The sequence below is a fragment of the Neisseria subflava genome (genome assembly GCF_003044645.1).
GTDB lineage: Bacteria > Pseudomonadota > Gammaproteobacteria > Burkholderiales > Neisseriaceae > Neisseria > Neisseria subflava_B.
Window position 1 is genome coordinate 204,970 of record NZ_POXL01000004.1, and the last position, 12,652, is coordinate 217,621.

Annotated in this window: 15 protein-coding genes; 3 read left to right on the top strand and 12 right to left on the bottom strand. The window is 51.3% G+C overall.

What is annotated here, in order from left to right; genetic code table 11:
- Window positions 1-203 precede the first annotated feature (203 nt).
- Both DBY97_RS06255 and DBY97_RS06260 read right to left on the bottom strand, forming a co-directional pair.
- Window positions 204-1,091: a hypothetical protein gene (locus DBY97_RS06255; RefSeq protein WP_107857826.1), complete on the bottom strand. Its 888-nt coding sequence runs from the start codon at window positions 1,089-1,091 to the stop codon at window positions 204-206.
- A gap of 138 nt (window positions 1,092-1,229) precedes the next feature.
- Entirely contained in the window at window positions 1,230-2,888 is a 1,659-nt protein-coding gene (locus tag DBY97_RS06260) for an ArnT family glycosyltransferase (protein WP_107857827.1), read from the bottom strand.
- Between DBY97_RS06260 and DBY97_RS06265 the strand changes: the two genes are divergently transcribed.
- A complete protein-coding gene (locus DBY97_RS06265; RefSeq protein WP_107857828.1) occupies window positions 2,887-3,123 on the top strand; it encodes a hypothetical protein in 237 nt (78 codons plus the stop codon). The two genes, DBY97_RS06260 and DBY97_RS06265, sit on opposite strands and share 2 nt — an antisense overlap.
- Here the strand turns inward: DBY97_RS06265 and rpmE are convergent.
- A complete protein-coding gene (gene rpmE, locus DBY97_RS06270; protein ID WP_003681847.1) occupies window positions 3,113-3,328 on the bottom strand; it encodes a 50S ribosomal protein L31 in 216 nt (71 codons plus the stop codon). The genes DBY97_RS06265 and rpmE overlap by 11 nt on opposite strands.
- Window positions 3,329-3,609: 281 nt before the next feature.
- On the opposite strand from rpmE, the gene DBY97_RS06275 reads away from it, so the two are divergent.
- Complete coding sequence (locus tag DBY97_RS06275) at window positions 3,610-4,143, top strand: acyltransferase (protein WP_003748026.1); 534 nt, start codon at window positions 3,610-3,612, stop codon at window positions 4,141-4,143.
- A gap of 60 nt (window positions 4,144-4,203) precedes the next feature.
- Here DBY97_RS06275 and DBY97_RS06280 read toward each other — a convergent pair whose 3' ends face one another.
- The 9 genes from DBY97_RS06280 to DBY97_RS06320 all read right to left on the bottom strand — a co-directional run bounded on the left by DBY97_RS06280 (window position 4,204) and on the right by DBY97_RS06320 (window position 11,580).
- The gene (locus DBY97_RS06280; RefSeq protein WP_107857829.1) at window positions 4,204-4,659 is read right to left on the bottom strand and encodes a four-helix bundle copper-binding protein; all 456 of its coding nucleotides are present in this window, start codon (window positions 4,657-4,659) and stop codon (window positions 4,204-4,206) included.
- 217 nt (window positions 4,660-4,876) lie between these two features.
- Window positions 4,877-5,731 (bottom strand): amino acid ABC transporter substrate-binding protein, encoded by an 855-nt coding sequence (locus DBY97_RS06285; protein WP_070837101.1) that lies wholly within the window; start codon window positions 5,729-5,731, stop codon window positions 4,877-4,879.
- 75 nt (window positions 5,732-5,806) lie between these two features.
- Window positions 5,807-6,538 carry an amino acid ABC transporter ATP-binding protein gene (locus tag DBY97_RS06290; protein WP_070606252.1) on the bottom strand — a complete coding sequence of 244 codons (732 nt, stop codon included), beginning with the start codon at window positions 6,536-6,538 and terminating at the stop codon, window positions 5,807-5,809.
- 1 nt (window position 6,539) lies between these two features.
- A complete protein-coding gene (locus DBY97_RS06295) occupies window positions 6,540-7,208 on the bottom strand; it encodes an amino acid ABC transporter permease (protein ID WP_049344971.1) in 669 nt (222 codons plus the stop codon).
- Window positions 7,198-7,857 carry an amino acid ABC transporter permease gene (locus DBY97_RS06300; protein ID WP_003748035.1) on the bottom strand — a complete coding sequence of 220 codons (660 nt, stop codon included), beginning with the start codon at window positions 7,855-7,857 and terminating at the stop codon, window positions 7,198-7,200. Before DBY97_RS06300 ends, DBY97_RS06295 begins: the two co-directional genes overlap by 11 nt.
- A gap of 164 nt (window positions 7,858-8,021) precedes the next feature.
- The gene (locus DBY97_RS06305; RefSeq protein WP_107857830.1) at window positions 8,022-9,239 is read right to left on the bottom strand and encodes an MFS transporter; all 1,218 of its coding nucleotides are present in this window, start codon (window positions 9,237-9,239) and stop codon (window positions 8,022-8,024) included.
- Window positions 9,240-9,529: 290 nt separating this feature from the next.
- The gene (locus DBY97_RS06310; RefSeq protein ID WP_049332858.1) at window positions 9,530-9,958 is read right to left on the bottom strand and encodes a hypothetical protein; all 429 of its coding nucleotides are present in this window, start codon (window positions 9,956-9,958) and stop codon (window positions 9,530-9,532) included.
- Window positions 9,959-9,966: 8 nt separating this feature from the next.
- The gene (locus DBY97_RS06315) at window positions 9,967-10,482 is read right to left on the bottom strand and encodes an outer membrane protein assembly factor BamE (protein WP_070587953.1); all 516 of its coding nucleotides are present in this window, start codon (window positions 10,480-10,482) and stop codon (window positions 9,967-9,969) included.
- 459 nt (window positions 10,483-10,941) lie between these two features.
- Entirely contained in the window at window positions 10,942-11,580 is a 639-nt protein-coding gene (locus DBY97_RS06320) for an MBL fold metallo-hydrolase (protein WP_004519037.1), read from the bottom strand.
- Window positions 11,581-11,691: 111 nt separating this feature from the next.
- Here DBY97_RS06320 and DBY97_RS06325 point away from each other — a divergent pair, with 111 nt between their 5' ends.
- The gene (locus DBY97_RS06325; RefSeq protein WP_107857836.1) at window positions 11,692-12,498 is read left to right on the top strand and encodes a DNA ligase; all 807 of its coding nucleotides are present in this window, start codon (window positions 11,692-11,694) and stop codon (window positions 12,496-12,498) included.
- Window positions 12,499-12,652: the final 154 nt, after the last annotated feature.

Genomic DNA, 12,652 nt, shown 5'->3' on the forward strand with positions numbered 1-12,652 from the left:
AAATGTATTTTAATTACGGGTATTGTAAAGGGTATTGGATATTCGGGCAATTTTCAGACGGCATGAGCTTAAGAATAACGGGTAAAAACATGTGAAAGAATGCAGAAGCGTTGGTGCTACGGTCGTTTTGTCGTATGTTGTGTCAAACATACAGACAGCTGTGTAGGTATATAAAGAGGCGGGCAAACATGCCCGCCTTGTTTTTAATATTTCTGCAAACCTTCCACCTTGATTTCTTTGGCATTGGCATGGATGAAGGCTTGAGTCGCTTTCATCGTGGCTTGGATGCGCGGATCGTTCCAGCGCACGATTTGGTTGTTTTCATCGCGCTTGTCCGACCAGATAATTACGCCGTCGGTGTATTTTTTGCTGATTTCAAGCATTTTGCGCCAGCGGACGGGGTCGATGAACTGTTTGAAATAAGGACTGTTGGTGGCCGAATAATATTGCGGCCAAATGTAGCCGATGATTTTTTTGTTGGGAAAGCGTTGATGGATGTCGTCAACGGCGGTTTTCACGTCTTTTTCCCATTGCACCAAATCGGGGGAAGTGATGTAGAACACAGGATTGGCATAGTCGCTGATGGCGGCGGTGGGCGCGCGGCGTTTGCTGACTTGCCGCCATTTGGCCAAGATGGCTTCGTTGTCAACGTTGGGGCGGTAGTGGCGGATGCCGTGCAGGTGTTCGGAAGGCATGCCGTAGTTGCTGATGAAGGCGCGCGGGTTTTCTTCCCTGAAGATTTGGTACATACGCGCGAAGTCGGTTCTCAATTCTTCGGGTGTCAGCAGCTGGCCGTCTTTTTCGGCAAACCAGCTTTCGATGTCGGTGGAAATAGTGCGGTAGCCTTCGCGGCGCGATTGCTTGGCCAATTCGCGGATACGTGCTTCATTGAGTACGCCGTGTTTGCGTTTGCCTGTCGGATCGGGTTTGACCAGCTCGCTTTCGTAAACCAAGAACACTTTGGAGAGTTTGTCGGCAGTCAGGTCGGGTTTGCCGACGTAGTCCATGCGGTCGTAGATGATGAAATCTTTGGCATGGGCGGAGAGGGCGGTCAATAAGAGGGCGAGGGGCAAAAGGCGGTTGGGTTTCATATTTTTTGTGGCTGAAAGGAAAAAAAGCCATTGTACGGGAAGCGGTGTTAAAGTGAGTCAAAGGCCGTCTGAAAGGATAAAAGTTCTTTCAGACGGCCTTTGTTGAACTGGGATATTCAGTTTTGAGGCTGGAGTGATTTATTGCGCCGCAGTTTTTTCCAGCAATAGGAAAGTCTCGGCTTTGTTGCGCGGTCTTGCGCCTTGCCACAAGGTTTGCCAGCCCGAAGGTACGCCGATGTTGGCGGCTTGGCGGATGAGGCGGTAGCGGCAGGTCGGGTTGTCGGTTGTGGTTTTAATATGGCTGTATTGTGTCCACGCGATGCGTGTGCGCTGGTCTTGGCTGTCGATGCTGATACATTCGAGGCCGTCTGAAAGTTTCTGTTTCAATTCGGAAGAAAGCGCGGCTTCCATTTGGTGTACTACCGGCGCATGGCTTTTGGCGGCGTTGAGCCACGGTAAAAACAGGGTCATCAGCAAAGCCCAAGCCAAGGTAACGCCGGCCGCCCAGTTGGTCACGGCTTGGCGGCCGCGGATGTTTTTACGCGTAATCGCCCAGAGCCACAACGGGGTAAACAGCAGGGCAACGGCCATCGGAATCGGGTCGATGTCGGGGATGTAATACGGGCTGAAATAGGCGGCACGTTCGGCCAGTTTGGCAGGCCAGCCGTAGTTCATGGCGAAGAAGCCCAGCCATAGGAATACGGCAATCAGACCGAATGCCATGATGCCGAACCAGTTGATAAATGCCGCTGCGCCGCGACGCAGGCCGTCCAGTTGTGCCGCGCCGAGCAGGGCAAGCGGCGGCAACAGCCAAACGAGGTTGTCTTGCAGGCGTTGCGGATTGATGGCGAGCAGTGCTGTCATGATAACCAGCCACGACAGGCTCAGAATGTCCCAGTTTTTATCGTGGATACGCGTGCGGCTGAGCGTCCATGCCGCCAGCGGCCAAGCAGGCAGGGCAAACCACAGCAGGTTTTTCAGATAATAAGGCAGGTTGAAGGCCGTCTGAATCTGATGGAAGCCGCCGAATACGCCTAAAGAATAATGGTTGAACCAAATATCAAACCATTCGGGATGGGTTCTGGATAAAACCAGCGGATACAGAATCAGCAGGGGCAGGGAAACGACAATGGCGCCAATCAGGGTCAGCAGATAGCGTTTGCTCTGCCAAGTGGAATGGAACGACAGGGCAAGTGCCAAAAACATCATGGCCGCGGTCAGCAGATAGCCTGAGGAAAGGGAGAGTAAAACCCAGCCGCCGCACAACAGCAAAATGGCAATAATGACGCGGCGGCGTGCCAGTGAAAAGCCGCACAGAATCAATCCAAACGCGGCAAAAGCGGCCGACATGGGATTGAGGAAGTGGGCGATGGGCAGCAAACCGATGCTGCCGATGAGGATTAAGACAACGCTGCGGCCGTGGTGTCTGCCGAGAAAGTTGAAACCGGCAAAACCGCAGGCAGTCAGTCCGACGGCGGTAAATACCACGCCGGCAAAACGCGCGGCATCATAGGCATCGGCCGCCCAAGGCGAAAACAGGGTTTGGAATGCGGTGGCCGCCCACAAAAAAGCCGGGGAGATGGTGAAATCGGGTTGGCCGAAGATTTGCGCAACCAGCAGGCTGCCGCCGTTTTTCATGGATTCGGAGGCGGTAAAGAGGGAGGGTTCGGCAGGGTTCCACAAGTCATGCGAGAACACGCCCGGCCACAGCCAGGCAAAGGCCATCAGCAGCAGGAGCCACGGTTTTTCATGGGTTTTTTGGGGGCGGCGCGGATCGGGCGGTGTGTAAGTCAGCATGGAAGGTCAAAAAACGGTTGGTTTGAATGGCAATGGTACAGGGTTTGACGGGTTTGCGCGATATGCCGGACCGGGGCACTTTGTAAAAATCATGTTTACCGCTGGTTTTTTCAGGTATTTGAAAGGATGTTTATCCGATATGGCGAAGCCGTCTGAAAGAAAGGTTTCAGACGGCCTGAATGCAAAAAAGACTGCACGAAGCAGTCTTTTTGACAAAGCGGCAATTAGCGTTTGAACAGGTTGCCGAATTTGTTGTTGAATTTGTCCACGCGACCGGTAGTGTCGACGATTTTTTGAGTACCGGTGTAGAAAGGGTGGCACAGAGAGCAAACCTCAACGTTGAAGCTGTCTTTTTCCATTGCGGATTTGGTTACGAATTTGTTGCCGCAAGAGCAGGTAACGTTGATTTCGTGGTAGTTCGGGTGAATACCTTGTTTCATTTGATTTCCTTTCGATTAAGCGGGCACAGGGGTTTTGCCTGTACTTCAGTTAAGCGTGGGATTTTCGCTATTTTTGGCTGTTTCGTCAAGCGGATATTTTGCATAGCGGGCAGTTTCGCAACAGGCGAGAACAGTTTAGAATAGAGTTTCAAACCAAATATTGTGTAATCGGGCTGTAATTCAACTGAAAAGAGGATGTAAAACCTCTTCTAGATGTGAAACTTTAAGAAAAATAATAGTCTGATTAATATTTACGCTTTTACGAACAGGAGACGGAATCCATGCAAAAAAGGATATTGACGCGTATTTTGCGTGTCTGGGGAGGAATGTTGCCTCCGTCTTATTGCAAACCCTTCGGCCGGATTGCGCAAAAATTCCGCGCCGCCTTGGCTGCGTGCATTTCCCCAAACATCGGCAAAAACGTCAATATTGAAAAAGGCGGATATGTTTTTCCGGATACGGTAATCGGCGACAATTCGGGTATCGGCGTCAATTGCGAAATCTGCCACGGCCTGACCCTCGGCAAGAACGTGATGATGGGGCCGGAATGCCTGTTTTATTCGACTAACCACAAATTCAACCCTGAAACCCGCCGCTTTGAAGGCTATACGGACATCCGTCCGATTGTGATTGAAGACGATGTCTGGATTGGTCGACGTGCGATTATCATGGGCGGCGTTACCATCGGCAAGGGCGCGGTAATCGGCGCAGGTTCGGTGGTTACCAAAGATGTGCCGCCTTATTGCGTGGCCGCGGGTAATCCTGCGGTTGTGAAGAAAAAGCTGTTGGATGAGCAAGAACTCACAGCAGAATAGCGTGAACGAAACCATAAACAAAAGGCCGTCTGAATTTCAGACGGCCTTTTTTAATATTGATTAAGCGGCAATTTTTTCGCATTCTTTAATGCAGGCCAAGCAAGATTCGTAGCAGGCTTTGCACTCGGCGTGGTGGCCGGCGTGTTCTTTGCAGGCGGCGGAACATTGTTTGCAGGCTTCGATGCATACTTTCGCCAAAGATGGGGTCAGGCGTGAATTTTGGGCGGCAAGGTTTTGCAATGTGCCGCACAGTGCCAACATTTGGTTAACGCCGGTTGCGCAGTCTTTCATGGAGGTATCGCCTGCGCTCAACAGGGCAATGCAGTGTGCCAAACAGATTTGACCGGCTTCAACGCAATGTGCGGCGGCTTTGCGCGCAGCTTCGTAGGCGCGCGGTGCAGAATGCGCGTGACCGGCATGGTGTGCATGACCGGCATGGTCGTGAGCGCGGGCGAAAGAAGCGGCGGCGGTGAGGGAAACAGCAGCAGCGCTGCCGATAAATTGACGACGGTTCATAAGATAGAGTCCTTTTTGCTTTGTAGAAATATCGGACGAATTATTTCATCCATTATTAAAAGGTTATCATGTTATTCGTTTTTAAACAACAGGCCGTCTGAAGGTATCGATAGCACGTTCAGACGGCCTGTTGTTAGGTATGATATTTGTTTAAATCAATCACAAATCGGATAGCTAAAATACGGCCAAGTGACTTTTTGCCGAGAAAATAGTCGGTTTATTCCGCCAACAATTCTTCCGGTTTGACTTTCTCGCCATACACGGGCAAGAGGGTTTTTTCATAGGCGGCTTTCAGACGGCCGTCTTTTTTCATGGCGGCGATTTCGCCGTTGACCCAGTTCAGGAGGTCGGTGTTGCCTTTTTGAACAGCCGGGGCGATGAATTCGGCAGGGCCGAGGTTGCCGATGGCGACTTCAAAATTCGGGTTTTCTTTTGCCCATGCCCACAGCAGGGCGTTGTCGTGGGCGAGTGCTACGCCGCGGCCGTCTTTCAGTGCGTCGAAGGTTTCGGTATTTTGGTCGAATTTCAGCAGTTTGACTTCAGGATGGTTTTTGGTGAAGAAGGCGTCGGCGGTAGTGCCTTTGTTGACCAGAAGGGTTTGGTCTTTCAATTGCGCAACGTCGGTAATCGGTTTGTCTTTGGGGGAAACTACGCCCAAGGCCACTTTCATGTAAGGATCGGCGAAATCGACGGCTTCGGCGCGTTCGGGTGTTTTGGTGAAGTTGGCGAGGATGAGGTCGACTTTGCCGGAACGGACGTATTCGACGCGGTTTGCGGCCTCGGTCAGGACGAATTCGACTTTGTCGGGGCTGCCAAGCAGGTCTTTGGCCAGGTCTTTGGCGATTTCAACGTCAAAGCCTTGGTTTTTGCCGTTGGCGTCAACATAGCCGAACGGAGGCTTGTCGCCGAATACACCGATACGGATGACGCCTTTTTCTTTGATGGAGGCAACGGTCGCCGCTCCGCTGCTTTGTGAAGATTGGGCATCGCCGGAGCCGCCTCCGCAAGCAGTCAGGCCGACGGCGATGGCGGCAGAGGCGAGGAGGGCTTTGAATTTGGCATTCAATTGCATGAGTGTTTCCTTTTCAAATGTTTGGTTGAAAGTGGAGGTCGTCTGAAAAAGGGTTCGGACGGCCTGAAAATAAAATCAGTAGTCCATGCCTGCCAAGAATTGGCGGGCGCGTTCGCTTTTTGGGGCGGAGAAGAAGGTTTCGGGGTCGGACGATTCGACGATGCCGCCTTTGTCCATGAAGACGATGCGGTCGGCAACTTTGCGGGCAAACCCCATTTCATGGGTTACGATGAGCATGCTCATGCCTTCATGGGCGAGTTCTAAAACCACTTCCAAGACTTCGCGCACCATTTCGGGGTCGAGTGCGGCGGTGATTTCGTCCAGCAGGATGACTTCCGGATTCAGACACAGGGCGCGGACAATGGCGATGCGTTGTTTCTGGCCGCCGGAGAGTTCGCGCGGATAGGCGTTTTTGCGGTCGAGCAGGCCGACGCGTTCCAGCAGTTTGTCGGCTTGTGCCTCTGCTTCGGCACGGTTGCGGTTTTGTACTTTCACCGGACCTAAGAGGATGTTTTCGATGACGGTCATGTGGGCAAACAGTTCATAGCTTTGAAAGACCATGCCGACTTTTTGCCGGGCGGTTTGCCAGGAAACGTCTTTGCCGAATTCGCCGACTCCGTCCATCACGATGCTGCCGCCTTGGTGCGGCTCCAAACCGTTTACGCAGCGCAGGAGGGTGGATTTGCCGCAGCCGGACGGACCCAGCAGTACGATGACTTCGCCTTTTTCCAAGTCCAAGTCTAAGGATTGAATGGCGGTTACGTTGCCGTATTGTTTGTGCAGGTTGCGGATGCTCAGTAAAGCCATGTCAGTGTTCCCATTTTTGTTCAAGTTTTGCCGCCAGCAGCGACAGCGGCCAGCAACAGAAGAAATACAGCATAAAAATCAGGCCGTAAACCCAAAATGAAGCATTGGGTTGCGTCAGCAGCGAGTTTTCGATGATTTGCTGACCAACTTTGACGACTTCGATGACGCCGATAAGGGAGGCGAGCGAGCTGGTTTTGATCATGCGCGTAAACAGATTGACAGCACCAGGCAATACGCGGCGGATGCTTTGCGGCAGCTCGATGTAGCGGAATACCTGCCCGCGGCTCAAGCCGAGTGCCAGGCCTGATTCGACCTGGTGTTTTTCAATCGATTCCAATGCGCCGCGGACCAAATCGCCCATTTCGGCGATGCCCCACATGGTAAATACCCAGACGCAGACCCAAAATCCGTCGATGTGGATGCCTGTCCAGACGGATAGGCCGAAATACAGGCCGAACAGCCACACCAAAATCGGCACGATTCGGATGGTTTCGAGATAAAACCGTCCGATAAAGCGGATGAGCCGGTTGCGCGAACGTAAAACCAAGCCGAACAGCGTACCCAATACGCAGGAGGCGGCAACGGAGGCCAGGGAAATCTGCGCCGTCAGCAACAAGCCTTCGCCCAAGCGTGCTGCGTTTTGTCCTTCAAACAGCCAGTCAAACACCATATTTTGCACTCCGTACGCGGTTTTCTGCCCAGCGCGCCAGAAGCGAAACGGGCAGAAGGATGATCAGGTAGCTGGCAAACAGCAGGAACAAGGCTTCGTTGGTTTTATAGTCCATGCCGATGATGTCTTTGGTAACGAACAACAATTCTGCAATGCCGACCGCGCTGACGATAGATGTTTCTTTCATCAAAAACAATACGTTTGCGCCGATGGCGGGAACAGCGACCGCCCATGCCTGAGGCAATTCGACATAGCGGAACACTTGAAAGCGGCTCAAACCGATGGCCTTGCCCGCTTCGATCTGCCCTTTGGGGACGGCCAAAATACCGGCGCGGATGGCTTCCGCCATATAGCTTGCGCCCAAGAAAACCAGTGCGATCACGCCGCAGGTGAAACCGTCCCATTTAATGCCCATTTTCGGCAGGCCGTAATACAGGAAAAACAATTGGATCAGCAGGGGCGTATTGCGCGACAGCTCGATATAGGCGCGTGCCAATGCGTAGAAGGGGCGGATGCGGTATGCCGTAACCACGGCAACGGGCAGGCCGAACAGCAACGACAAAACGACGCCATATACCGACAATTCCAGCGTCAGCTTTGCCGCATCGACAAATTTAGGGATGGCATCGATCAGATAAGACCAGTTCATCAGAGTCAGACAATCAGCATGATAAAGGCAGTATTTTAACGGGTTTGTAAGAGAGTGTTAAATAATGGATAGGAATATCGATTGTGGATAAAACACAAAAAATGGAATAAGGCAAAGGCCGTCTGAAACGTTTCAGACGGCCTTAAAATGTCAAGGTTTCCGCGTCAGGCGGCAGCCGCTTTCCGTTCATGAATCAGTAAATTCAACAGGGCGGCTGCGCCTGCCAAGACTGCGTCGGCGTACCACATCCAGCCGTAATCGTTGAAGCGCGTGATGACGATGCCACCGATGTATGAACCCAAAAAGCCGCCGATTTGGTGGCTCAACATGGTCAACCCGAAGAGGGTGGCCAAGTAGCGCGTACCGAAAAGTTTGCCGGTAATGGCGGCGGTGGGGGCGACGGTTGCCAACCAAGTAAAACCGAGTCCGGCGGCGAAAAGATAGAAGTTCAAATCGGTTTTAGGTGCGGCCAGATAAATCAATATCATGGCGACACGCGAAGCATATAAACCGAAGAGGACGTATTTGCCAAAAAATCTGCCGGTACACCAGCCTGAAAAAATACAGCCGGCGATGTTTGCCAAACCAATAATGGCAATGGAGGTCGAAGCGACCGTAGCGGGGAGGCCGCAAAGTGAAATTTCGGTCGGTAGGTGGGTAACCAAAAAGGCGATGTGGAAACCGCAGGTAAAGAAACCCAAATGCAGCAAGATATAGCTGCGGTTGGCGAAAGCCTTGCAGACGGCCTGCTTCAGGGTTTGGCCGCCGTCGTCGGTATGGACGGTATGAGAAGCATGTTTGCCGCCGGCCAGCCACCAAGAAATCGGCAAAATCAAGATGGCAATGACTGCCCAAACATAAAATGTCCCCGTCCAGCCGACGTGGGGGAGGGCAATTAAACCTTGAACCAGCGGCGCGAACAAAAATTGCCCTGCGGACCCGCCTGCATTGACCAGGCCGGAAGCCAAACCGCGCCGATGAGGCGGCGTTTTGGCGGCGACCTGTCCCATAATGATGGAAAATCCGCCCGAACCCGTACCGAATGCCAACAATAAACCGATACCCAGCATCAGCCCCCAATAAGTCGGCATTTGCGGCACCATCAGACAGGCGGCAATCAATAGAACCGTACCGCCGGCTAAAACCTTAAACGCGCCGAAACGGTCGGCCAACGCGCCGGACAAGGGTTGCGATATGCCCCACATCAATTGGAAAACGGCAATAATCAGGCTGAACTGGGTCATGCTCAATTCGGTAGAGTTAACGACGGGCAGGACAAAAAGCCCTAAAGTCATCCTCATGCCGATGGTAATCAGCAGGATGGAGGCGGCAGCGGCAATCAGCAGCCACAAATTGGGTAATTTGGCAGAAGAATCGGTCATGATGTTTGTGTGTAAGGGGGCAGGGAATAAAAGCTACTCCTGCCACTATATTATTTATTTGATTTCTCGGCGAGCCGATATATAAACGCGCGATTCTAGCATTGGGCGAGAAACGGCATAAATAACCATTGGTTCTTTGGATATGGTAAAAAGTGATATGGTTTTGAGGATGAAGCGGTCGAATATTCTTCGTTTGGTACTGACGGAGCAAGCAAATTGCCGTTGAATTTTCGTTTGAGAAGAAAGGCCGTCTGAAAAGTTTCAGACGGCCTTTGTTTGACTGACTTACATCAGATGATTTCCAGAATGAAATACTGACGCAGTTTTTCGTACACATTATTTTGTACGTTGATACAACCATTGGTTATGATGCGGTCGGCCACGTGAGGGGAGGCGATGCGTTCCATGCGTCTTTCCTGTGGCTTGAGCGTCCATACCCTGTGTAATGCAAACAGAAAGTCATTTTCTTCTTTAAAGCCGATAACTTCGCCACCGTAACCCGGTTTGCTGGTCATCATCGGCGTCATATTGAATTTGCCTTTCGGAGTGGTCTTGCCAATCAGTACCGGATGGCACTGACCGTCATCGGCAAAGCAAAGCTCTGCCTTAGCTGTATTGACCACAACTTTTTTGCGTTGGATATAGTCGCTGACAGCATCAGCAGCGGCCAAAGAGTTCAGGCCTGCTGCCAAGGCTATACCTAATAGGATCCGTTTCAAATTTGTCCTTATTGACGGATGCGTTGAGGAGCTTCTTTAATGATCTCGCGGATGATCACTTGAGGCTCTTGTTTAGGTGTAGGTGCTGGAGGAGGACATACGGCATCTTTAGGGAATACTGGATTCCAGAAGAAGCTGCGTGCAAATTTGTCTTTGTCGAAGATCACTTTGTATTGGCAAGTAGTGATGCCTTCAACGCCGGAAGTGTTTTCAGGGTCAACGCCTACGCCTGGGGTGTAGAAGTGGAACAGGTAGTCCCATTCACGCACGCCAACCATGCCTTCGTCGTAGTGAGGACGGCCGAGGATTTTGTAGATGTCGTCTTTGGTCAGGCCAGGACGCATTTGATCCAGCTCGTCAAAAGTCGGGAATGTACCGCGGTCTTTGTTGAAGGTCAGGGAGTAAGGTTTAGGGAAGCGTGGCTCGTCGGTAGTGCCTTCAGGAGTGATTTTGCTCTTAGTAGCACAGGCGGCCAGCAGGCCGGTAGCCAGCAGGACGAAGCCCACTTTTGCGATTTTTTTCATTTGATAATCCTTTTATTGATTTTACCAGCCGAACTTTTCAGACGGCCTGTTAGTGCCGGCAGCGAGTTTGCCGGTTTACCCAAATAATGTTGTGCTTCTTAAAGATGTACCCGACGGTTTGACAAACAGAACATCGGCACATTCCGGCAGGGCATTGCGCCTCATCTCCGTTGTATCCGCCTGAATCGGCAGAACCGTTCAGACGGCCTGACTGACATTTATTGTCACTTTGTAACAATTTCACTGCGAGTAAGGCTTGGGGTTTAGAGATGTCCAGTTTTCGATAAATCAGGTTGTATTGCGTAATACCTTGTTATCTTTGTGCTTTAGTTCATTTTGGCATTTGCCGGAGATTAGGTACTTAATCTTTCGGGTGTTATCCCTGCAAATTGTATGCCAGTTTTCCTTTATACGCATAATCTGTGTATGCCAGAATGTTGGCTTTATACAACATTCATATTAACGAACCAGAAACGGATTGTACCTTTTCTCATGCCCGATACTGGTCATGCGGCCGTGTCCGGCTATCACTTGCGTGGTTTCAGGCAGGGTTAATAGTTTAGCGCAGATATTGTTTATGAGGTCATCATGATTGCCGCGCGGAAAATCTGTGCGACCAACGGTCTCATAAAATAAAACATCGCCTGCGACTAAAAGACCATTTTCGGCGTTGTAAAAAACGACTTGGCCGGGAGTGTGGCCGGGAATGTGGAGGACTTGGAAGCTATGGTTGCCGACTTTGAGCGTTTCCCCTTCTTCCAGCCAGCGTGTCGGCGTGAATGACGGAGAAACGGGGAAGCCGTATTGCGCCGTCGTTTGCGGAAGGGCTTGGAGCAGGAATTCGTCGTCTTTGTGCGGGCCGAGAACGGGTACGTCGCAGGTTTTCAAAAGCTCAACCACGCCGCCTGCGTGGTCAAGATGGCCGTGGGTCAGCCAAATGGCGGTCAGCTTGAGGCCTTTGTTTTGGACTTGTTGCAATAAGTAGGGTACGTCGCCGCCGACATCGGTCAAAACGGCTTCTTTGGTTTCGTCATCCCAAATCAGCGTGCAGTTTTGACGGAAGGGGGTAACGGCATTGATTTCAAATTGGAGTGCCATGGGTGTTCCTGGGAAAGGCTTATTTAATGTTGTTTACGTTTCAGACGGTCTTTTGTTATTATGCACATATAATAAAAAGTAAGTCTGGAAAAGTGTCTTATGAATAATGTAATGCGAACCATGATACCGATTTTTGCGGCTTCTTTCATCTCTGCGGCGTTTGGTGCAGATTTGTTATTGGCGCAGGAATATAAAAATCAAGATATTGCCGGTTGGGCCATGAGTGAAAAGTTGGATGGCGTACGCGCGTATTGGGACGGCAGGCAGCTGGTCAGTCGTCAGGGCTATGCGTTTACACCGCCCAAAGGTTTTACAGCAGGTTTTCCGCCGTTTCCGATGGATGGCGAGTTGTACAGCGGACGAGGGCGGTTTGAGCAAATTTCCGCGACGGTGCGTTCTGCCTCGGGAAATTGGGACGGCATCCGTTTGCATGTTTTTGATGTGCCGCAGGCGCAGGGCAATCTGTATCAGCGGCTGGAAACGGCTTCGAAATGGCTGAAATCACACCCGTCTGCACGGTTTACGGTTATTCCGCAAATCAAGGTACGCGACAAACAGCATGCTTTGGATTTTTTGAAACAAGTCGAAGCGCTGGGTGGGGAAGGTGTGATGCTGCGTCAACCTGAAGCCCGTTATGCAAGCGGTAGAAATGGGCAGCTGTTGAAGCTGAAAAGTGAATATGATGATGAATGTACGGTGACGCGGCATTATGAGGGCAAAGGGCGCAATGTCGGGCGTTTGGGTGCGGTCGGGTGTAAAAACCAATATGGCGAGTTTCGTATCGGCAGCGGTTTTAAGGATAAAGACCGCAACCATCCGCCGAAAATCGGTGCGCTGATTACTTACCGTTATCGTGGTTTTACGCAAAAAGGAACGCCGAAATTTGCAACATTTGTCAGGGTGCGCTCGGATCGATAAAACAAATTAAAGGCCGTCTGAACATAGGTTTCAGACGGCCTGAGACCTTTGCAAAATTCCCCAAAATCCCCTAAATCCCATCAAGACATTTAGGGGATTTTCCATGAGCACCTTCTTCCAGCAAACTGCACAAGCCATGATCGCCAAACACATC